The sequence below is a fragment of the Gemmatimonadaceae bacterium genome (genome assembly GCA_036496605.1).
Taxonomy (GTDB): Bacteria; Gemmatimonadota; Gemmatimonadetes; order Gemmatimonadales; family Gemmatimonadaceae; genus AG2.
Genome location: DASXKV010000032.1, coordinates 279,970 through 300,929, shown reverse-complemented (window position 1 = coordinate 300,929; position 20,960 = coordinate 279,970). Strand labels below are relative to the sequence as shown.

Here is a 20,960-nt window from a genome sequence, read left to right as displayed (position 1 = left end):
TCGTGACGTCCGCTACACGGAGCATGAAGATGGAACTATCGAATGCGTTGCGCGCGCAACTACGGCGCGAGTCGAAATCCGCCGTCTCCGAATGCTGGGTGTACACCGCCGAACACGGGATTCAAGAAGTCACACTGCCTAGCGCGCAAGCGACGCTGACCATCGAAGGCCACCTGCTCCGACCCTGGTGCTTACTCGATCGCACGATCCTCGGCTGCGCCCTCGCGATTCTGTACAGCGTCGAGGCGCCCCCGCGCGAGCTGCGCGAGCGAGTCACGCAACTCGCGCGGACGCGATTTGCAGATCGTCCGTGGTTTCCACGTGCCCGGAACGCCGAGCGCAGCGCGTAGTGCGGGGCGCGCAATCTCTTGCCGCTGAGCACGAGCCTGATTCGTATCCTCTAGACGCGGGGCTCGGATAGCGCACACAATTGCGGGATGGCTCCAGCACCTATTCGCGTCGGTCTGATCGGCTATGGACTCGCCGGTTCGGTCTTTCACGCGCCGCTCATCGTTTCGACGCCGGCGTTGCGCCTGGCCGCGATCGTCACCGGCGACTCCGATCGGCGCGCGAAAGCCGCGCACGATCATCCGAGCGCGCGAATCGTGGAGAGCGCAGATCGACTCTGGGACGATGCCCGCGATCTCGACTTCGTCGTCGTCGCGACGCCGAATCGAACGCACGTGCCGCTCGCCCGAGCGGCGCTCGATGCGGGGCTACCGGTCGTCGTCGACAAGCCCTTCGCGCCGACTGCGGCCGAAGGTCGCGCACTGATCGCGCATGCCAGCGAACGTAACCTGCTGCTCACCGTCTTTCAGAATCGGCGATGGGACAGCGACTTTCTCACCGTTAGGCAATTGGCCTCGGACGGGAGCCTCGGAACCGTGTTTCGTCTCGATTCGCGCTTCGACCGTTGGCGGCCGATTCCGAAAGGAGGTTGGCGCGAACGCGGCGATCCCGCCGAGGCGGGCGGGCTACTGTACGATCTTGGGAGTCACCTGATCGATCAGGCGCTGTTGCTCCTTGGGCCCGTGTCCGATGTGTATGCCGAGCTGGATCGCCGCGCTGGGAGGCCGGTCGACGACGATGCCTTCGTCGCGCTGGCGCACGCATCGGGTGCGCGCTCACATCTAACGATGACCGTCGTGGCCGCGCAGCCTGGTCCGCGCTTCCACATCATGGGCAGTCGCGCCGCGTATTTGAAATTCGGGTCTGATGTTCAGGAAGATGCCTTGAAACGGGGCGAGCAGCCGACGCGGCCGGGCTGGGGTGAGGAGCCGCCCGAGCGCTGGGGCACGTTAGGCGTCGCCGACGACCGCCAATCGGTACGGACGGTGCCCGGCTCGTATCAGGATTTCTATACCGGCGTTGCGGCGGCGCTCCGCGAGAGCACGGCGCCGCCCGTCGACCCTAACGATTCGGTCGCCGGGCTCGAGATCATCGAGGCGGCGCAGCAGTCGGCGGCTGGCCGACAGGTCGTCTCGATCAGGCGCGGATCGTGAGCCAATCCGTGCGGACGCGGTCCCACTCCTGAATGAGGAGGCCGCGCTGCTCGAACAAGAGCCGGATCCGTCCGGGATCGTAGCCGACGACTTCCTCGAGCACCGGCACGAGCACGCTCAGCGCGTCGTCGCTGATCACGGTCCGGCGTGCGATCTGCGCGATGTGCCGTGCTTCCGACGCGGCAATCGTTAGGCCGTCGCCGCGATTGACGTGGAGCATCACATGGATGTCCGAGCTCCCGTCGCCCACGTAGACAACGCGCTCGCGCGGAACGCCGAGTCGAAAGCGGAGCTCATCGAGCGCCGCGACCTTGCCGAAGCCGGCCGGGACGCGCAGCACGGACGCGATCTCGCCCGTGGCAGCGTCGAACTCGAAACAGGTCGCGATAATTCGGTCGGGCGGCACGATGCCGTCGAGCGCGGCATTCACGACTTCCTGCGGCGCCGCGGACAGGACGTAGAAATCGAAGCGATAGCCGTCGATGCCCCGCTCCAGGCAATCGGCGAGCATATCGATGTTCCGCTTGAGACGGATGCGGCGGCCGACGTCGACGAGATCGTCACGGCGCACGCGGCGGAATTCGGGGTCGTGGCGCAACAAATAGGTCAGCTCCGCGCCCGACTGCACGAGGTTCAGCCGCGACAATCCCGCGACTTTCTCCGCGAAGCCGGTGAGGCCGAGCGACTCGCTCAACAGATGCCCCGAGTCGTTGAAGCTCAGGGTTTGATCGAAGTCGCTCACGAGCAGAAAATGCTTCGACATGCGGTTCCTCCGCGACGAAAACGCCCCCGCATCGGTCGAGGCGGGGGCGGGGGCGTATATCGTCAGTGTATGCTCAATTCGCCAGTCACGGTTGCGCCCCAGCCCTCGGCCGCCCCGCCTGGAGGGCGCCGATACGAAGCTGCTGGTGGCCAAATACGCGAGCGTTCATGGCTGGCGAACCACGAAGGTCATTGGGATGCCGACGTCGGCGTTTATCGCAATGTAGACGACCGGCGTGAAAGATCAATCGCGAGTATGGTGTCGCATGTCACCGTTCGGTCACGCTCGTCGCGCGGCGATGTCGATCGTGAAGCCGAATGGATCGTCGATGCAGAGGCCACGATCGCCGTCGCGAACGATCGGCACGACGTGAGCGAACGCTAAACCCGAGCGTGGCGTGGCCGAACGCGCTCGCGTCGGCCAGCGTCCAGGCCCTATGGATGTCGCGGACGACCGACGAGCGCGATCCCCAGGCGACGCAGCCAGTCGACAAAGGCTCGCGCCACCAGCGGCACGAGGCGCAGCGGTTCGGCCGGAATCGGCACCGCGGGCATCGCGCCGGCAACGCGCGCCGTTGTCGGCGTCGTCGGCGGGGAGGGCGGCAGCGGTTCCGCCTGCAACTCGGCCAGCTCGGGGGCCTCGAGCGTGCCGCGCAAGCATTCGGTGAACTGACGGAAGAGCTGTTTGTTCACGGACTCGATCATCCCGCGCCCGAATTGAGCCGCACGACCCACAATGTCGACATCGGCGACGACCTGCACGTGCGTCGCGCCGCCATCGAGCGGCGTCAGCCGACTCGTCATCGTCATCTTCGCCGAGCCGGCGCCGCTGCGTTCGCGGCCCTCGCCAACCATGCTGACGACGTGCGCGGCGTCGTCACGTCTCGTGATCGTCACGCGACCGTCATACGCCGCGGTGATCGGGCCGACCTTGACCTTCACGCGTCCGAGGAAAGTCTCGTCGCCCTGGACTTCAGTGAGCTCCGCGCCCGGCAGACAGTTCACGACCTGGCGAGGGTCGACCAGATAGCGCCAGGTGCGCTCGACTGGCGCGCGGAGCTCGAAGGTCTCTTCGATACGAAGCGACATCCACCACCTCCGTTACGCGCATATACCTGCAAACGCACGGACTCACGAGGACAACGGCTAGACGCGCATATGGACGAGCAATGTCAGCGAAGAGCTTGCAGCAACGCGAGCGCGCCCGGAAGGGCTCGAACCTCCAACCTTCTGATCCGAAGTCAGATGCTCTATCCAATTGAGCTACGGGCGCAGCGTCGCGGGCACCTTTCGGGTCCTTAGCGGACTCATTGACAGGTGGCCTGCTCAGAGTGACTCTAGCTGCCATCATGGCTCGTGGCCAGAGGGACCGCGCCCGCGGCCCGCTCCGCCGCGCCATGTGCAAGGGAGGCGCGAAATGATTCCGTCGTCCTTCGATTATCTCGCGCCGGCGACACTCGGCGAGGCAGTCAACCTGCTGCACGAGCACGCCGGCGACGCCAAGATCCTGGCCGGTGGCCAGAGCCTGATCCCAATGCTCAAGCTCAGGCTTGCCGAACCGGCATTGCTCATCGACATCAACCGCATTCCGGGGCTCGGCTACGTCGACGAGCGCGATGGCTCGCTCCGCATCGGCGCGCTCGCTCGCGAATCCGATCTCGAAACCGCATCGGTCGTTAGGCAGCGCTATCAGATACTGAACGACACGACGGCCGTCATCGCCGATCCACTCGTCCGGAACTCGGCAACGGTATGCGGCAACATCGCTCACGGCGATCCGGGGAACGACCACCCCGCGACCATGCTCGCGCTCGAGGCCACGTTCGTCGCCGTCGGGCCGCGCGGCGAACGCCGAATTGCGGCACGCGACTTCTTCCTCGGCCTGTTCAGCACTGCACTCAACGAAGACGAGATCCTCGAGGAAATCGTCGTTCCACGGCCGACGGCGCCGGCTGCGGGAGCCTATCTGAAGCTCGAACGCAAGGTGGGCGATTACGCGACCGCGGGCGTCGCCGTTCAACTCACTCTGGATGCGAGTGGAGGTTGTGCGCGTGCGGGAATCGGCCTGACAAATGTCGGCGCGATGGCGATCGAGGCGGTGCGTGCACAGGACTTCCTTCGCAATAAGCCGCTGGACTCGCCGACGATTGCCCAGGCCGCCGAGATTGCGGCGGGCGAAGCCGATCCGATCGAGGACCGCCGAGGCTCGGCGGACTACAAGCGCGATGTCGTCCGCGTACTCACTGCGCGCGCCATTCGCATCGCCGCGAATCGCGCTGCCGGAGCGAACATCGCAACGCCGCTGCCGTTCACCTACTCGCCCTCACAAGCAGCGCTCAGGAGTTAGGAGGCCAGTCATAGTCCCGAGCCCCCTATTCCCCAGCCCCCAGCCCCTATTCCCATGTCCAAGCACTCCGTTTCCGTCACCGTGAACGGCACGGCGCATCGCTCGGAGGTCGAGGCACGACTGCTACTCGTCCACTATCTGCGTGACGAGTTGCGCCTGACGGGCACCCACATCGGCTGCGACACGACGCACTGCGGCGCGTGTACCGTGCTGCTCGACGGCAAACCGGTGAAGTCGTGCACCTTGTTTGCGGTGCAAGCGGATGGACGCAGTGTGAGCACAGTCGAGGGCCTGGAGCTCGGGGGCGAACTGCACGCCGTGCAGAAAGCGTTCAAGGAGGAGCACGCGCTGCAGTGCGGCTTCTGTACGCCAGGAATGATGATGTCGGCGGTGGCGCTGCTCGAGCGCAATCCATCGCCGAGTGAGCTCGAGATCCGTCAGGCGATCTCGGGGAATCTGTGCCGCTGCACCGGGTACGTGAACATCGTCAAAGCCATTCAGCATGCCGCCGCGGACATGCGAGCAACGAGACACACGCCGGCGTATGTGCCGGCGCAGGAGCCGGCCCAAGTGAGCCGTTAGGAATCTGCGTATCCATCTCTGAGAGGTCTACTCGCCATGACGATGCCGCACACGAGCCCCGAAATCAGTGGCATGGGTCATTCGATGAAGCGCAAGGAAGACGGTCGCTTCATTCGCGGAAAAGGAAATTTCGTCGACGACGTGGTGCTGCCGGACATGCTGTTCATGGACATCGCCCGTAGCCCGTTCCCCCACGCGAAGATTCTGAAAATCGATTCGTCGCGTGCGCTGGCCACGCCGGGAGTGCTCGCGGTGATCACCGGACGCGACCTCGAGAAGTACAACCTGCACATGATGCCGACGTTGATGAGTGACACGCAGATGGTGCTACCCACCGATCGCGTCGTGTACCAGTCGCAGGAGGTCGCGGCGGTTATCGCCACCAGTCGTTATGCGGCCGCCGACGGCGTCGCGGCGGTCGACGTCGAGTACGATCCACTCCCGCCCGTCGTCGATCCATACAAGGCGATCGAGAAAGGGTCCACGCTCGTTAGGCCCGATCGGAAAGACACGAATCACATCTGGCACTGGGAAGCGGGCGACAAGGCCGCGACCGATCGGGTGTTCAGCGAAGCGGATCGTACGGTGTCGCAGCACCTCTATCTACCGCGGATCCACGTGTCGTCGATCGAGACGTGCGGCTGCGTTGCCAGCTACGACAAGGCCAACGAGAAGCTCACCGTCTACATGACGACGCAGGCACCGCACGCCGTGCGCACCGTGGTGGCGCTCGTGGCGGGCCACGTTGGCTTGTCCGAAGAACGCATTCGGATCATCTCGCCCGACATCGGCGGCGGCTTCGGCGGCAAAGTGCCCGTCTATCCGGGCTACGTCATTGCCATCGCCGTCTCGTTCTTGTTAGGCAAGCCGGTCAAGTGGATCGAAGATCGAATGGAGAATCTCCAGGCCGATTCGTTCGCCCGAGACTACCATATCGATGCCGAATTGGCATTCAAGAACGACGGTACGATCACCGGCATGCGAATCAAGACGCTCGCCGACCACGGCTGTGCCGACGCCGCCGCGAATCCGTCCAGGTTTCCCGCGGGACTGTTCAGCATCGCGACCGGATCGTATGACATGGCTGCTGCGCACATTGCCGTCGATGCGGCCTATACCAACAAGCCGCCCGGCGGCGTCGCCTACCGTTGCTCGTTCCGCGTCACCGAGGCCGTTCACACCATCGAGCGCATGGCCGACATCGCCGCGCACGAGCTCAACATGGATCCCGCCGAGTTCCGGTTGAAGAACTTCATACGTCCGGAGCAATTCCCCTATCAGTCGGCCACGGGCTGGTCCTACGACAGCGGCAATTACAAAGCCGCGCTCGAGATGGCGATGATGAAGATCGGCTATTGGGATCTTCGGAGGGAGCAGGAAGAAAAGCGCGCTCGCGGCGAGTTGATGGGGATCGGCATCTCGAGCTTCACCGAAGCAGTGGGAGCTGGACCGTCGCACACGTTCGACATTCTTGGGCTCAAGATGTTCGACTCGTGTGAGATTCGCATTCACCCGACAGGAAAGGCGCTCGCGCGCTTCGGCACCAAGTCGCAGGGCCAGGGACACGAAACGACGTACGCGCAGATCGTCGCCCAGGAGCTCGGGATTCCCGCTGCCCACGTCCAGGTGGAAGAAGGTGACACCGACACTGCGCCGTACGGACTCGGCACGTACGCGTCGCGTTCGACACCGACGGCTGGTGCCGCAGGCGCAATGGCGGCGCGAAAGATCCGCGACAAGGCGCGCAAGATCGCCGCGTATCTCCTCGAGGCGAGTGAAGACGATCTCGAGTGGGAGCCTGGGAAATTCCATGTTCGTGGCTCACCCGATCGCGCGAAGACGATTCAGGAAATTGCGTTCGCCGCGTACACGAATCATCCGCAAGGTATGGAGGCGGGACTCGAGGCGACGCACTACTACGATCCGCCGAATCTGACTTTTCCATTTGGCAGCTACATCGCCGTCGTCGATATAGATCGCGGTACTGGCGAAGTGAAAGTTCGTCGGTTTGTTGCCGTCGACGACTGCGGCAACGTCATCAATCCGATGATTGTGGATGGACAGATTCATGGTGGCCTGACGCAAGGGCTCGCGCCGGCGCTGATGGAAGAAATCCAGTATGACGAACAGGGGAACATCCAGGGCGGGAGCTTCATGGATTATCTGCTGCCGACGGCGATGGAGACGCCATCGTGGGAGTTGGATCGCACCGTGACGCCGAGTCCGCATCACCCGTTAGGCGCGAAGGGTGTCGCCGAGAGTCCAACCGTTGGAGCACCACCGGCGATCGCGAACGCGGTCGTGGACGCGCTGTGGCATCTGGGCGTTCGGCACATCGATATACCGATTACGCCGTTCAAGGTGTGGAAGATCCTGAGAGAGGCAGGGGTTAGAGACTAGGGGTTAGGCACTAGGGACTAGGGACTAGGCTGGCGCGTGACTGATATTCTCGAGCGTGTCACTGAACTACGGGCGAAGCGAGAGGCATTCGTCCTCGCTACCGTTGTGGCGAGCTATCCGCCGCAATCGGTGCGGGCGGGGGCGAAGGCCGTCGTTCTCGCCGACGGCACGATCGAGGGATGGATTGGCGGTGGTTGCATACGGCCCGTCGTCATTGACGAGGCTCGTGAGGCACTCGCGGCGAGCGCGCCGCGTCTCGTGCGGATGAACGCTGGCGCGAGTCGGGCCGACGCGTCGCGCGGCGTGCGCGACTATCCAATGACCTGCCAGGGTGAGGGTGGCGTGGAGATCTATCTCGAGCCGATGCTGCCGGCGCCCCGCCTCTGCGTCCTCGGCGAGACGCCGGTGGCCCGGGCGCTGAGCGATCTCGCGGGCGCGATTGGATATGTCGGGGTGGCGTCGCCCAACGAAGCCGACGCGGTCGTCATTGCAACGATGGGCGTGGGTGACGAGGACGCGCTCGCCCACGCCGCGCGAAGCGACGCCGCTTATGTCGGCCTCGTCGCCAGCCGGAAGAAAGCGCGGTTTCTGTTCGACTACCTGCGGGCAAGCGGCGTGCCTAACGACCAACTCGAACGCGTCAAAGCACCCGCCGGTCTCGACATCGGCGGCATGTCGCCAGGTGAGATCGCCTTGAGCATTCTCGCCGAAATTGTGCAGCGTCGCCATCATGCTGAGCGCAGCGAAGGATCTCCCATCCTTTCGTCGAAGCCGGCAACAGAGGCAGTCAGAGTAGATCCTTCGTCGCCGCGCGTTCGCTCCGCTCCTCAGGATGACGACACCGCGGTGGACCCGATCTGCGGCATGCGCGTGGACAGCGCGACGGCGAGGCACAGCCTCGAAGTCGGCGGCGAGACGTACTACTTCTGCTGCCCGCATTGCAAGGCGAGCTTCGCGAAGGCACACGCGTGAAAGAGGAGATCGCGCGGCTCCGGGATGCGATGGAGCGTGAGGCCTATGTCACCGATCGCGCGACCGCGACGGCCGCGTACCTCGCGATGACGCTCCACAAGCCGTTGCTGATCGAAGGACATCCCGGCGTCGGCAAGACCGAAGTCGCGAAGGTCCTCGCCCGCGCGCTCGAAGCCGAGCTCATTCGCCTGCAGTGCTACGAGGGCCTCGACGTCAACACGGCGTTGTACGAGTGGAACTATGCGAAGCAGCTCCTGCACATCAAGCTGCAGGAGGGCAGCTCTGCTAGCACACGCGAGCGCGAGGCCGAGATCTTCAGCCGGGAGTTTCTGCTCGAGCGGCCCCTGCTGCGCGCAATCACGAACGCTGACGCATCGCCAGTGCTGCTCGTCGACGAAGTGGACCGCAGCGACGAGGAGTTCGAGGCCTTTCTCCTCGAGGTGCTAAGCGATCATCAGGTCACGATTCCCGAGATCGGCACGATCAGCGCAACGCACCCGCCCTATGTCGTGCTGACCTCCAATCGCAGCCGGGAGCTGTCCGAGGCGCTGCGGCGTCGTTGCCTCTATCTCTGGGTCGATTACCCGACGTTCGATAAGGAATTGCGAATCGTTCGCAACAAGGTGCCCCAAATCGAGGCTCGCCTCGCCGACGAGGTCGTGCGATTCGTTCAGCGTCTTCGTGGGCGCAAACTGTCGAAGACGCCCGGCGTTGCCGAGTCGCTGGACTGGGCGCAGGCGCTGGTCGCGTTAGGCGCCGACGCCCTGGGCGACGAGCTGGTGGACGAGACGCTTGGATGTGTGCTCAAGGATGACGCGGACATCCGGGACGTTCGGTCGGCCATCGCTGAGCAAGGCCTCAGTGTACTCGTGAGCGAGGGTTAGCGTGAGCGATGGTCAGGGTGAGATGTGCAATCGACTGACGTGATCGAGCGCGTAACCGGTTTCTGCCGGCTCCTCCGCGAGAAAGGCCTGCAGGTGACACCGTCGGAGTCGATCGACGCAGTGCGGTCACTGGCGCTGCTCGATCTTGCCGATCGAACAGAGCTGTACCTCGCGCTTCGCGCGCTGCTCACGACGAGGCGCGACGATTTGCCACTTTTCGATGCGCTCTTCGCCGAATGGTGGCACCAGGGCGATGACTCGCAAGCGGGCTCCGATGCGGGCCAATCTCGTCGGCGGCGCTCCATGCCTAACGCGAAAGCGCAGGAGCCGCAAGCTGCCGGCGGGGCGCTCAGGAGGTGGGCGCAAGCCGGAGACGCGATGGACGAAGGACAATCTCCTGGCTTGTCGTCGCCGAGCTCGAACGACTCGCGTAGCAAGAAAGACTTCGCTTCGTTCGAGAGCACGGAGCTGGCCGATATCGAGCGACTCACAGCGATGCTGGCGCGCCGGCTCAACGCGCGTCGCAGCCGTCGCTGGCATCCGGCGCGCGCGGGCAACGGCGTGCGACTGGATCTCCGTCGGACGATTCGCCTTTCCCTCAAAACCGGCGGCGACGCGATCGAGTTGGCACGGCGCGAGCGCAAGCTGCGTCGGACGAAGCTCGTCGCGCTCTGTGACGTGTCCGGATCCATGGATCTGTACAGCCGCTTTCTGTTGCAGCTTCTCTATGCGCTGCAGCACGCCTTCGCGCGCGTCGAGACCTTCGTCTTCAGCACGCGCCTCGTTCGAATCACCGAAGCGCTCGCACGCGACACATATCGCACGGCGCTCGACAGTCTCACGCGGTCCGAGACGGATTGGTCTGGTGGTACACGGATTGGCGAGAGCATCGCCGACTTCGTCGTGGGTTGGCCGCGATTGATCGACCGCCGCACGGTGGTGATCGTGCTCAGCGACGGCTGGGATACGGGCGAACCGGAAATCCTCGGCGACGCAATGCGCGCGATTCATCGGCGGGCCGGCCGCGTCGTGTGGCTCAACCCGTTGTTAGGCAACCCCACGTACAAGCCATTGACGCGCGGGATGCAAGCGGCGCTGCCGCAAGCGGACGTCTTCGCGCCCTGCCACAATCTCTCGAGCTTGGAGGCGCTGGGAAGGCACCTCAGCCTGTGACGGTCAGGCGCTGCGTCGTTGGCCGGCCCTGAGGGATTCGACGAAGTCCCTGGCCTGGGCGAGATCGTAATTGTAGAGCTGTCGCGCGATGGCGATGGCGACCGAGTGCGGCGAGATAGGTGCGCAGCCGTGGAACGCACTCCCACGTTAGGCGCAAATGTCCCGGCTCGTCGAGCGTGACCGGCTCGTGTTGATATAACGGCGTAACGAGAGACTTCGTTTTCGCCGTTACCTGGCTCGAGGCCAGAGCACCCCCTGATTCATCTTCGAGACGGGCCCGATCCCCTTGTATACGAACTTCTGAATTCGCTTCCCCTCGTATGTCTCCGTCGTATAGATGTTGCCCTTCGAGTCGGTGGCGATGCTGTGCACGGCGAAGAATTGGCCCGGCTGACGTCCACCGTCGCCGAACATCGTCAGGATCTTGAGCGTCTGGCGCTCCATCACATACACGCGCTCGTTTCGCCCGTCGGCGAGATAGAGATATTTCTGCTGCGGGTCGCGTGAGAACGCGATGTCCCACACGGAGCCGTCGCCGCGCGTCAGCGGGAAGACGCGCTCCTCCTTCACGAACTTGCCGCTCTTCTGGAAGACCTGGATGCGGTCGTTCACGCGATCGCAGACATACACCAATCCGTCATTCGTGGGCTCGGCGCAGTGGACGGGGTTCCGGAACTGGGGCGCCGGTGCGGCGTCGGGATTGTACGGCCCCATGTTCGTGTCCTTCGGCGTGTTGCCGTACGCACCCCAGAAGCGCTTCACCGCCCCCGTGTTCATGTCGAGCACGACTGCGCGCTTGTTCCCGTAGCCGTCGGCGACGAACGCTTCCTGGGCTTTGACGTCGAAGGAAATCTTCGCTACGCGGCCGAAGTGATCGGTCGCGTTGCTGTTGACCGGCTGCTTCGGCGTGCCGATCTGCATCAGGAATTTTCCGTCGTGCGTGAATTTGAGAATATGTGAATCCATCCGGCCGTTGCCGCCGATCCACACGTTGTCCTTGTCGTCCAGCGAGATCCCGTGATTCGACTCGGGCCACTCGTAGCCTGCGCCCGGTCCGCCCCATGCCTTCACCAAATTGCCTTCGGGATCGAACTCGAGGATCGGGGGAGCCGCCGCGCAGCATTCACCGAGTGGAGGATGTGCCGCGGACCCGGCCTCGGTGCGCTGATTGAGCGTCGAATCGCCGCGATGGATGATGAAGACGTGATCCTTCGAGTCGACGCCGACGCCGATCGTCGAGCCGAGAATCCAATGGTTCGGTAGAGGCTTGGGCCAAAGCGGATCGACTTCGAAACGTGGTGCGTTCACGGCCTGCCGCGTGGCGCCCTGCAGTGCTGCTTGGCCGATACCGAGAGCGACAATCGCTGTTGCGAGTGTGCTGCCAAGAATCAGATTGCGTCGCCGCATCAAACGCTCCTTGAAGACAGGGGCCAACAGCTAGAGGTTAGGGGCGAGGTGCAAGGGTCCAGGGCCAGGGGCTAGAAAAGAAATTCGCTGTGATTCTACTTCCTAAAGGCCGTATGCGTCTAGGTTGGTGCGCTGTTGTTGCCGCAAGTATTCTCGTGCTGCCGGCGCGCGCGGTCGCGCACGAGATTCCGCCGAGCGTCATCGTACTCGCGTTCGTGAAGCCGGAGGCGAGTCGGCTGCGTGTGCTCCTCCGCGTGCCGCTCGAGGCAATGCGCGACGTCGATTTCCCGCTCCGCGGCCCGGGCTACCTCGATATTCCGCGCGCTTCGGCCCTACTGAAGGATGCGGCGCGGGTGTGGCTTGCGGGCTACCTGTCGCTCTACGAGGGCGACACGAAGCTGAGTGGCGCCCGGATTATTGCCGCGCGGGTGTCCCTGCCGTCGGATCGCTCCTTCGCGACATACGACGATGCGCTCACCCACCTCGACGCGCCGCCACTCGATTCGAGTGTGGACCTCTACTGGAAGCAGGCGCTACTCGACGTCCTGATCGAATTCCCGATCGGCTCGCCGCAGTCGCGCTTCTCGATCGACCCGGCGCTCGCCCGGCTCGGCCTGCGCACCACGACCGTACTGCGATACCTGCCGCCTAACGGTGCCGAACGGGCCTTCGAGTACATCGGTGACCCGGGACTCGTCTATTTGGATCCACGCTGGCATCAGGCGGCCCTCCGCTTCGTCTCGCTCGGCTTTCACCACATTCTGGACGGCATCGATCACCTGCTCTTTGTTTTCTGCCTCGTCATCCCATTTCGACGGTTGCGTCCTCTGATCGCGATCGTGACGTCCTTCACGGTCGCGCACTGTCTCACGCTGGCGGCGTCGGTGCTCGGGTTCGCCCCCGACGCGCTATGGTTCCCGCCGCTGATCGAGGTGCTCATCGCGCTTTCGATCGTGTACATGGCGCTCGAGAACATCGTCGGGCCGAAGCTCGAACGAAGATGGATCGTCGCGTTCGGCTTTGGGCTCGTCCACGGCTTCGGTTTCTCCTTCGCGCTTCGGGAATCGCTGCAGTTTGCCGGATCACATCTGGTGACATCGCTCTTCGCCTTCAATGTGGGCGTCGAGCTCGGACAGATCCTCGTTCTTCTGCTGGCAATTCCAGCGCTGACGCTGCTCTTTCGACGCGTTGTCGACGAGCGGATAGGTACCATCATTCTCTCGGCCTTCGTGGCGCACACCGCGTGGCATTGGATGCTCGATCGCGGCGCCGTGCTGCGTCGGTATCACGTGCAATGGCCGTCGGTGGATGCCGCCTGGTTCGCGAGTGCAATGCGGTCGTTGATGCTGTTGTTGATCGTGGTCGGGCTCGGATGGTTGTTGAGCGGCGGCCTCCGACGTCTGGCGGGCCGGCCGTCCACTGGCGAGGTTAGCGGACAATCTGAGGGGCTGGGGACTAGGGGTTAGAGACCAGGGACCGGATGTCGGGCACTTGATGCGAGAATTGGTTTTGCCGGTTTTAATCGCGCTCTGCGTGACCACAATTCCGGTGGACTCGTTGATGGCGCAGCACAGCGCAGGCGCAGCGTCGCGGTCGACGCAGAGCGGCGTGTACACCTCCGGACAAGCGTCGAGAGGTGCGGACGCGTATGCGGCGCTGTGCACGAGCTGTCACACGGCGGCGACGCACACGGGCGTGGCCTTTCAGAAATGGGACGGGCACTCCCTCTCGGAGCTGTACCGGTACATCAGCACGATGATGCCCAAGAACGAGCCGGGGAGTCTCGAACCAGAGCAGTACGCCGATCTGTTAGCGTATCTGCTCAAGTTGAATCAGATGCCAGTTGGTCCGAACGAACTACCAACCGATACGACGGTGCTCGGGACGATCCGAATCGAGACGAAGCCATCCATCGCGCCGAAGCGCGATAATCGTTAGGCTTCCGCGTCGCCAGGAATCGAGCTCTCACACGAGGAACTGCAGCCATGCGGTATCATGTTGCGAAGTGGCGTTGGGTCGCGGTGTCGCTGGTGGTGCTCGCGTCGGCCATGGGCGTTTTGTTGCTGCGCACCGAGCTGTCGAGCGCGAGTCAGGGAAAGCAGCTCGTGCGCGGGAACGCGCCCGGCGAGTGGCGTTATTGGGGCGCCGACGCGTGGAGTACGCGCTACTCGGCGCTCACTCAGATCGACGCGTCGAACTTCAGCTCACTGCAGGTGGCCTGGCAATGGAACGCCAGCGCCCTCGGCACCGACGAGTACTATCGCTCGACGCCGCTGTACGCGAACGGCCGGCTGTTCACAGTCGCAACGACACATCGCATCGCGTTCGCGATCGATCCGTCGACGGGCCGGACACTCTGGAAGTGGGGCCTCGAGGAGGGAATTCGCTGGCAGAAGGCGCCCCGGCAATACTCCGGGCGTGGTCTCTCGTACTGGACGGACGGCACGAATGAGCGCGTCATCGTCGTCACACCGGGTTATCACCTTGCGTCGATCGACGCCAAGACGGGCGTCCCCGATTCCAAGTTCGGCAAGAACGGCGTCGTCGATCTCATGGAGGGACTGGGATTCACACTCGTGCCGCTCGCGGTCGACGATTCGGGTCCGCTCATCATCAGTGAAGCGGCGCCGGCTCGTAAGGCACGTCCCGGCGAGAAGTGGGATCCGGTGAAGAAGATCGGCGCCGACGGCACGATGGGAATCGACCCGGCGCTCGGTGAGATCGCGAACAGCTCGCCGGCGATCGTCGTGGGTGATGTGATCGTCGTCGGCAATTCATCGATCCACGGCTACTTCCCGCTGCACAAACACAATATCCCCGGCTTCATTCGTGGATTCGACGCCCACACCGGGAAGCAACTCTGGAAGTTCGACCTCATTCCGCAGCCGGGCGAGTTCGGCTCCGAGACGTGGACGAGTGGCTCGAAGATCGGCACGGATGGAGTGGGGAAGAACGACGCCTGGGCAACATACTCCGCCGATCCTGACCTTGGTCTCGTGTACATCCCCGTCGGCATGCCGCTCATCGACGAGTATGGCGGCCATCGACCGGGCAACAATCTCTACAGCTCGAGCGTCGTCGCGATCGACGTCAAGACGGGGAAGCGCCGCTGGCATTATCAGTTTGTGCATCACGATATCTGGGACTACGACGTCCCGATGGCGCCGAACCTACTCGACGTGACCGTCGACGGCCGTCCGCGGAAGGTTCTCGCGGCGACGACGAAGCAGGGTTTCGTCTACACGCTCGACCGTGTGACGGGCGAGCCGATCTGGCCGATGGTGGAGACACCGGTGACCCAGAGCGAGGTCCCGGGCGAGCAAACGTCGAAGACGCAGCCGATTCCCTCTCGACCCGAGCCGTACTCGCAACAGGGCCTGGTCGAGTCCGATCTCATCGACTACACACCGGCGATCAAGGACTCGGCATTAAAGCTTGCTAAACGCTGCCGCATGGGGCCGTACTTCCTTCCCGCCGCCCTGGCTGACGGCTCAGGGCCGAGCAGATACAAATGCGCATGGTACGCCCCGGGCGCGTCGGGCGGCGTGAACATCGACGGCGGAACGGCGGCCGATCCGGAGACGGGGCGCATCTACGTCGGCAGCCAGAGCGGCCTGAGCACGATCCAGGTCCAGAAGGATCCGTGTTCGGAATTTCGCTACAGCTCACCGCACGACAGCTGCGGCTTGTTAGGCGCGTTGCCAGCGCCCGCCGGCTACGTCGCGCAAGCGGGTGCGCAGCGCGGACTCGGCTTCGAGGCACGCGCCGCCGGCTCGACGATCGGTGGCGTCTCGATCCTCAAACCAAAGCAATTCGGCGGCGTCACCGCGTACGACATGAACACCGGCGATAAGATCTGGTGGATTCCGAACGGCGTAACGACGCCGGTGACCTCGAACGATCCGTTATTCGCAGGCGTGACGCTGCCGTCCCAGCCGGGACGCGGACAAGCTCAGATCATCACAACGAAAACGCTCGTGATCTACGGAACCGGCCGCAGCGGCGGCCCCCCGCGTCCGCCGTATCATCTCTACGCCGTCGACAAAGCGACGGGCAAGGATGTCGGACAGGTGCAGATTCCCGGGAAGACGACCGCGGTCCCGATGACCTTCATGCATCAGGGGAGGCAGTACATCGTGTTCGCGACTGGGGCAGGCGACAAGACAGCCCTTGTGGCGCTGACGCTTCCGAAGGCAGGTGAAGGAGCGGGGCAAACGAAACGCTGAGACAGGGGCGTAGAGGGCGGCTCTAGAGCCGTCCCCTTACAGCCGTCCTCCGGTCGCGCCGTTCTCGATGCGCCTCCAACTCAACTTGCCTTAGAGGCTGTCCGTGCCTGCGGCACCACTTCCTTGAACGCCGATATGAATCTGCTCATCTCATCGGCCGTCCCCACGGACACCCGGAGATGCTCCATCATCGGTGGGAAGGGACGTCCCACGAGCACCCCTCTCTTCTTGAACTCGTCGATCACCTGCGGCACAGGTCGGCGAACGTGCACCAGGAAGAAGTTTGCCTCCGAAGGTATCACCGCGTAGCCGAGGCTCTGGAGCTCGTTCGTCGTCTTCTTGCGGAGGTCGAGGGTCATGCGCTTTACTTGGGCCTGCGTCGCCGTGTCCTTGAGAGCGGCAACGCCTCCGTACTTCACGATCGCGTTGATCGTGCCCGTCGTGAACGGACGCATGTCGCGAATCATGTCCTTCGGCGCGATCGCGTAGCCGAGTCGCATGCCGGCGAGCGCGGCGATCTTCGAGAAGGTACGTGTCACGATGATCGGACGTCCCTCGGTTACATACGGGATCGACGTCGCGTAGTCCAAATCTTCGACGAAATGGAAGTACGCCTCGTCGATGAGTACCGGCATGTCCTCGGGGATACCGTCGAGCAGCTGTTTGATCTCCTGCTTCGTCACGATGCGGCCCGTGGGATTGTTGGGGCTGCACACGTAGATGAATCCGATCTGTCGATCGTAGGCTCGTGCCGCCTTGATCAAGCCCGGTATGTCCTGACGGAAATCCGGGAGTACGGGGACGCGAATCGAGTCGGCCTTGTACGCCGTGACGTGCTGGAAGACGATGTCATACGACGGCTCCGAGCTGAGGATCTTCCGTCCGTCGCGGAGATAGGTGTTGCACACCACGTCGAGAATCTCACCGGAGCCAGAGCCGAGCATGACGTTTTCCTCTTTCACGTCGTGCAGCTTTGCAATTGCCTCGGTGATGCCGCCGTCCGGGTAGTTGTAGCGATTCGCGTACTTGAATGCCTGCGTCATCGCCTTCATCACGGCATCGGACGGGCCGTACGGGTTCTCGTTGTTGGCGAGCTTCGCGAGCGTGTCGTATTCGTCCTCGGTGGGCCGTAGACGTGGTGTCGCCGTGGCGATGCTCTGCGCGAAGAGTCGCGAGCTCGGCTCGAGGGTGAGATAGCCTAACGCGGTCGCGACGCCACCGACGAATCCGCGGCGAGAGAATCTACGTCCGTCCCCCATAGCTCCTCCTCTGATCGTTCGACCGTCGGCCCGACTCACGATGGCGCTACGTCGCGTTGATCCACACTGAGATCAAGGCTTGACATACCTCTTCAACGCCCGGGGCCCGACCTCGGCGCCGTAGATCACTCCATTCGCGTCCGCGGCAACACCTTCCGCTGCGCTCGTGCTCGGCGGATTCTCCGCGGGATCGGGAATGAGTGTCTTCACCGATCCATCGCGCGCGTTGCCGATTCGAATCCCGCGCTTCCACGTCGTCCGATCCTTCGCTACCGATCCTGACTCCGAATCGGCGACATAGATATTGTCGTTCGCGTCGATGAAGATTCCACTCGGACGGCTGAACTGGTACCACGTATCGAGCAACTTGCCATCCTGATCGAAGATTTTGATGCGGTTATTTCCGCGATCGCCGACGAACAGCCGGCCGCGCGAGTCCATCGCGAGCGCGTGCGGCTGATCGAGATCATCGGGACCATGCCCGAATGTGCCCCAGCTTTTGATCAGTTTTCCATCCTTCGAGAACTTGAGCACACGCGCCGTGCTTCCCGGTGCGGACGAATGTCCCTCGGCAACGAAGATGTCCCCGTTCGGCGCGACGAGGACGTCGTTCGGCTGCATGAAGTACTCCGTGCCCGTGCCACCGCCGGCCTTCCCGAGGGTCATCAGTAGCTTCCCCGTGGGACTGAACTCGAAAACCTGATGTCCTTTCGCCGGCCGCGACGTGTCCGCGGACGCGCCGCGCCCGCCAGTGCATGCGCAGTCGGTGACCCACACGTTGTCGTCCCGGTCGACGAAGATCCCGTGCGGCGACAGGAACATGCCCGCGCCAAAGGATGTCACTAACGTACCGTTCGCGTCGAACTTGAAGATCGCCGGCAGATTTGATCCTGCACAGCTATTCGCGCCGCAGCGCTCGGCGACCCACACGCTGTGTCCGTCCCGATCGATTTCGACGGCACTCGTTGCGCCCCAGCTTCGGCCGAGCTGCGCCCATCCCTCGATTGTGCGGTAGGGATTGGGGAGGTCGTTCGTCGGCGACATCGTCGCGCCTTGCGCCGTGACCTGAGATCGCGCCGCCAGGAGTGGCGTTAGGCAAAACAGCAGCGCAGCAACGACTCGATGAGGCTTCATGAGATTACACAGATCAGCAATGGGAGTGCGGACTTAGTCCGCGTTCACGCTATTGATCGTCAAGACCACGACAAGTCAGTCTTCGACAGGGGCAGAACGCGGACCCGCTTCCCGATTGCATCGAAAATCGCGTTACACACCGCCGGCGGTACCGGCGGCAGTGCCGGTTCGCCGAGGCCCGTCGGCGGATTCGCCGTCGTCAGGAAATGCACCTCGACCGGGCATGCCTGAGCCAGACGAAGGAGCTTGAAATCATGGAAGTTGCTCTGCACGGTGCGACCGCGGTCGATCGTGATCTCCTGGCCTAACGCCTCGGCAAGTCCGTCGAGCACTGCTCCCTGCACCTGGTTCTCCGCGTTGAGCGGATTGATGATCTGGCTCCCAATGTCCCCCGCGACCCAGATCTTGTCGACCTTGAGTGCGCCAGCCTTGCTCACCGTCACCTGCGCGACCTCGGCGAAATAACCGCGATGGCTGAAGTAGAACGCGACACCTTTTCCGGTACCGCGCGCCAGCTTCTGCTTTCCCCATCCCGACTTCTCTGCCACCATCTCGAGCACACCGCGCATTCGGCCAGCATCGAAGGTGAATCCTGGCGGTGGCGGCTGTTGCCCGGCGGCGGGAGTCGGATCCGCGATCGGCGTGTTTGCCAGCAGATCCAATCGGAACTGGACGGGATCTTTCCCCGCGGCGTGCGCGAGCTCGTCGAGGAACGACTGGAACGCGAACGAGAGCCCATTGCTCTGCGGCGCACGGAGTGCCCCGGTCGGCACGCCTAACGGCATCACCGACGCGCCAATCTCGCAATTCGGGATGTAGCGCGCCGGAAACTCGTTGGGCGAGATCCCCGCACTCGGCGCAAAGCGATCGCCCTCGCCAAACGACACGAAATGGTCGCGTAACGCGGCGAGCCGACCGTTGGAATCGACGGCACCCGTGAAATAGTGGAAGCCCGCGGGCCGATAGAAGTCATGACGGATATCGTCTTCGCGAGTCCACAGCAGCTTCACCGGAACGCCTGCCTGCTTCGCGATCCACGCCGCCTCGACCATGTAATCGTTGTTCAGCCGTCGGCCGAATCCGCCGCCGGTGCGGGTAAGGTGGATCGTAATGTCGTCTTCCTTCATGCCTAACGTGCGAGCGACGAGCGCTCGGCCCGCGGCTGGCGTCTGGCTCGGCGCCCAGATCTCGAGCTTGCCGTCACGGTACGACGCCGTCGTGTTCTGTGGCTCGAGTGGGGCGTGCGAGATGAAAGGATAGAAGTACTCGGCGTGCAGAACTTTCGCACTCGAGAGGGCCGCGTCGACGTCACCATCTTTGCGGAGCGTTCGTTGCGGCGGCTGCTTCGAGAGTTCGGCCGCTTTCGTCGCGAAGCCGACGCTCGACTGCTCGGCAGTCGCTCCTTCGTTCCATGTCACCTTGAGCGCTTGCCGAGCGTTCTTGGCGTACCACCAACTGTCGGCAACGATCGCGACCCCGCCGAGCAGTCCGGCGAGTTGCGGCCCGCCCTCGACGACGAACACGTGCTTGACGCCGCGCTCCTTCTTTACGTCGTCGATATTCGCGCTGGCGACCTTGCCGGCGAAGACCGGGCATTTCTCGTACACGGCGTACAGCATGCCCGGAAGCGTGACGTCGATGCCATACATCGGCTTTCCGGTAACGATCGCGTGATTGTCGACGCCCGGCACTCGTGTACCGATGATGCGAAATTGACTTGGATCTTTGAGCCGGACTCTCTCGAGATCGGGCGCGGGAATCGTTGACGCCTTCTCACCGAGATCGCCGTAGCGAACGCTTCGTCCGCTGGCTTTGTGGTGAACGACGCCGGATCGCGTCTCGCACTCCGACTCCGGCACATTCCAGGCTTGCGCTGCAGCGGTGACGAGCATCGCGCGCGCCGCCGCGCCCACGCGACGCATCAGCAGCCAGTTGTTCGGCGTCGCCGTGCTGCCCCCCGCGAATTGATTCTGGAACGCCGTCGTGTCGAGCGATGCCTGCTCGATGCGTACGTCCTTCCACTCGACGTCCAGCTCGTCGGCGATGAGCATCGGGAGCATCGTCTTCATGCCTTGCCCAATCTCGGGATTCTTCGCGACGATCGTCACCACGCCGGTTGGCGCGATGCGGATGTACGCGTTGGGCACAAAGTCGCCCGCGCCGCTCGGGGCGCCGGCCGATTCCGCGAGCGCTGTCGCTCCAGCGAACGGTTCGAAATAGCTGGCGAGCAGCACGCCGCCACCGACGAGGGCACTGGCGCGAATGAACTGACGGCGGCTGACGCGCTCGTTCGTTAGGCTTGTTGTCATGGC

Annotated in this window: 18 protein-coding genes and 1 tRNA gene; 12 read left to right on the top strand and 7 right to left on the bottom strand. The window is 63.6% G+C overall.

The window, feature by feature from the left end:
* The first annotated feature begins 2 nt into the window (after window positions 1–2).
* A complete protein-coding gene (locus VGH98_12005) occupies window positions 3–350 on the top strand; it encodes a hypothetical protein (protein HEY2376690.1) in 348 nt (115 codons plus the stop codon).
* Window positions 351–437: 87 nt separating this feature from the next.
* Entirely contained in the window at window positions 438–1,502 is a 1,065-nt protein-coding gene (locus VGH98_12000) for a Gfo/Idh/MocA family oxidoreductase (protein HEY2376689.1), read from the top strand.
* On the opposite strand, the gene VGH98_11995 is transcribed toward VGH98_12000, so the two are convergent.
* Window positions 1,486–2,265, bottom strand: a complete 780-nt coding sequence (locus VGH98_11995) for a haloacid dehalogenase-like hydrolase (protein ID HEY2376688.1) — start codon at window positions 2,263–2,265, stop codon at window positions 1,486–1,488. The two genes, VGH98_12000 and VGH98_11995, sit on opposite strands and share 17 nt — an antisense overlap.
* Window positions 2,266–2,520: 255 nt before the next feature.
* Between VGH98_11995 and VGH98_11990 the strand changes: the two genes are divergently transcribed.
* Window positions 2,521–2,649 (top strand): hypothetical protein, encoded by a 129-nt coding sequence (locus tag VGH98_11990; protein HEY2376687.1) that lies wholly within the window; start codon window positions 2,521–2,523, stop codon window positions 2,647–2,649.
* Window positions 2,650–2,699: 50 nt separating this feature from the next.
* On the opposite strand, the gene VGH98_11985 is transcribed toward VGH98_11990, so the two are convergent.
* On the bottom strand, window positions 2,700–3,353 hold the full coding sequence (locus VGH98_11985) for an SRPBCC family protein (GenBank protein ID HEY2376686.1): 654 nt from the start codon (window positions 3,351–3,353) through the stop codon (window positions 2,700–2,702).
* A gap of 110 nt (window positions 3,354–3,463) precedes the next feature.
* A tRNA-Arg gene (locus VGH98_11980) sits at window positions 3,464–3,537 on the bottom strand.
* Window positions 3,538–3,681: 144 nt separating this feature from the next.
* On the opposite strand from VGH98_11980, the gene VGH98_11975 reads away from it, so the two are divergent.
* From VGH98_11975 to VGH98_11950, 6 genes are read left to right on the top strand one after another with little or no spacing between them, the layout of a single operon-like run.
* The gene (locus tag VGH98_11975; protein ID HEY2376685.1) at window positions 3,682–4,611 is read left to right on the top strand and encodes a xanthine dehydrogenase family protein subunit M; all 930 of its coding nucleotides are present in this window, start codon (window positions 3,682–3,684) and stop codon (window positions 4,609–4,611) included.
* Window positions 4,612–4,665: 54 nt separating this feature from the next.
* Window positions 4,666–5,193: a (2Fe-2S)-binding protein gene (locus tag VGH98_11970; protein ID HEY2376684.1), complete on the top strand. Its 528-nt coding sequence runs from the start codon at window positions 4,666–4,668 to the stop codon at window positions 5,191–5,193.
* Between the two features lie 36 nt (window positions 5,194–5,229).
* The gene (locus VGH98_11965) at window positions 5,230–7,593 is read left to right on the top strand and encodes an aerobic carbon-monoxide dehydrogenase large subunit (protein HEY2376683.1); all 2,364 of its coding nucleotides are present in this window, start codon (window positions 5,230–5,232) and stop codon (window positions 7,591–7,593) included.
* 36 nt (window positions 7,594–7,629) lie between these two features.
* Entirely contained in the window at window positions 7,630–8,565 is a 936-nt protein-coding gene (locus VGH98_11960; GenBank protein ID HEY2376682.1) for an XdhC family protein, read from the top strand.
* On the top strand, window positions 8,562–9,449 hold the full coding sequence (locus VGH98_11955; protein ID HEY2376681.1) for a MoxR family ATPase: 888 nt from the start codon (window positions 8,562–8,564) through the stop codon (window positions 9,447–9,449). The genes VGH98_11960 and VGH98_11955 overlap by 4 nt, the downstream gene beginning before the upstream one ends.
* A gap of 24 nt (window positions 9,450–9,473) precedes the next feature.
* A complete protein-coding gene (locus VGH98_11950; GenBank protein HEY2376680.1) occupies window positions 9,474–10,622 on the top strand; it encodes a VWA domain-containing protein in 1,149 nt (382 codons plus the stop codon).
* A 228-nt stretch (window positions 10,623–10,850) separates the two neighbouring features.
* Here VGH98_11950 and VGH98_11945 read toward each other — a convergent pair whose 3' ends face one another.
* Window positions 10,851–12,029, bottom strand: a complete 1,179-nt coding sequence (locus tag VGH98_11945) for a hypothetical protein (protein HEY2376679.1) — start codon at window positions 12,027–12,029, stop codon at window positions 10,851–10,853.
* 113 nt (window positions 12,030–12,142) lie between these two features.
* Between VGH98_11945 and VGH98_11940 the strand changes: the two genes are divergently transcribed.
* From VGH98_11940 to VGH98_11930, 3 genes are all read left to right on the top strand, one after another.
* Window positions 12,143–13,495 carry a HupE/UreJ family protein gene (locus tag VGH98_11940; GenBank protein ID HEY2376678.1) on the top strand — a complete coding sequence of 451 codons (1,353 nt, stop codon included), beginning with the start codon at window positions 12,143–12,145 and terminating at the stop codon, window positions 13,493–13,495.
* A gap of 67 nt (window positions 13,496–13,562) precedes the next feature.
* On the top strand, window positions 13,563–13,967 hold the full coding sequence (locus VGH98_11935; GenBank protein HEY2376677.1) for a cytochrome c: 405 nt from the start codon (window positions 13,563–13,565) through the stop codon (window positions 13,965–13,967).
* Between the two features lie 47 nt (window positions 13,968–14,014).
* On the top strand, window positions 14,015–16,255 hold the full coding sequence (locus tag VGH98_11930) for a PQQ-binding-like beta-propeller repeat protein (protein HEY2376676.1): 2,241 nt from the start codon (window positions 14,015–14,017) through the stop codon (window positions 16,253–16,255).
* A gap of 80 nt (window positions 16,256–16,335) precedes the next feature.
* On the opposite strand, the gene VGH98_11925 is transcribed toward VGH98_11930, so the two are convergent.
* From VGH98_11925 to VGH98_11915, 3 genes are all read right to left on the bottom strand, one after another.
* Window positions 16,336–17,514, bottom strand: a complete 1,179-nt coding sequence (locus VGH98_11925) for an aminotransferase class I/II-fold pyridoxal phosphate-dependent enzyme (GenBank protein ID HEY2376675.1) — start codon at window positions 17,512–17,514, stop codon at window positions 16,336–16,338.
* 72 nt (window positions 17,515–17,586) lie between these two features.
* Complete coding sequence (locus tag VGH98_11920) at window positions 17,587–18,648, bottom strand: peptidyl-alpha-hydroxyglycine alpha-amidating lyase family protein (protein HEY2376674.1); 1,062 nt, start codon at window positions 18,646–18,648, stop codon at window positions 17,587–17,589.
* A gap of 59 nt (window positions 18,649–18,707) precedes the next feature.
* Window positions 18,708–20,957 (bottom strand): molybdopterin cofactor-binding domain-containing protein, encoded by a 2,250-nt coding sequence (locus VGH98_11915; GenBank protein ID HEY2376673.1) that lies wholly within the window; start codon window positions 20,955–20,957, stop codon window positions 18,708–18,710.
* Window positions 20,958–20,960 lie beyond the last annotated feature (3 nt).

Coding starts and splice junctions, on each gene's coding strand:
- VGH98_12000 (HEY2376689.1), top strand. CDS start 438: ATGGCTCCAGCACCTATTCGCGTCGGTCTGATCGGCTATGGACTCGCC.
- VGH98_11995 (HEY2376688.1), bottom strand. CDS start 2,265: ATGTCGAAGCATTTTCTGCTCGTGAGCGACTTCGATCAAACCCTGAGC.
- VGH98_11990 (HEY2376687.1), top strand. CDS start 2,521: ATGGTGTCGCATGTCACCGTTCGGTCACGCTCGTCGCGCGGCGATGTC.
- VGH98_11985 (HEY2376686.1), bottom strand. CDS start 3,353: ATGTCGCTTCGTATCGAAGAGACCTTCGAGCTCCGCGCGCCAGTCGAG.
- VGH98_11975 (HEY2376685.1), top strand. CDS start 3,682: ATGATTCCGTCGTCCTTCGATTATCTCGCGCCGGCGACACTCGGCGAG.
- VGH98_11970 (HEY2376684.1), top strand. CDS start 4,666: ATGTCCAAGCACTCCGTTTCCGTCACCGTGAACGGCACGGCGCATCGC.
- VGH98_11965 (HEY2376683.1), top strand. CDS start 5,230: ATGACGATGCCGCACACGAGCCCCGAAATCAGTGGCATGGGTCATTCG.
- VGH98_11945 (HEY2376679.1), bottom strand. CDS start 12,029: ATGCGGCGACGCAATCTGATTCTTGGCAGCACACTCGCAACAGCGATT.
- VGH98_11940 (HEY2376678.1), top strand. CDS start 12,143: ATGCGTCTAGGTTGGTGCGCTGTTGTTGCCGCAAGTATTCTCGTGCTG.
- VGH98_11930 (HEY2376676.1), top strand. CDS start 14,015: ATGCGGTATCATGTTGCGAAGTGGCGTTGGGTCGCGGTGTCGCTGGTG.
- VGH98_11925 (HEY2376675.1), bottom strand. CDS start 17,514: ATGGGGGACGGACGTAGATTCTCTCGCCGCGGATTCGTCGGTGGCGTC.
- VGH98_11920 (HEY2376674.1), bottom strand. CDS start 18,648: ATGAAGCCTCATCGAGTCGTTGCTGCGCTGCTGTTTTGCCTAACGCCA.
- VGH98_11915 (HEY2376673.1), bottom strand. CDS start 20,957: ATGACAACAAGCCTAACGAACGAGCGCGTCAGCCGCCGTCAGTTCATT.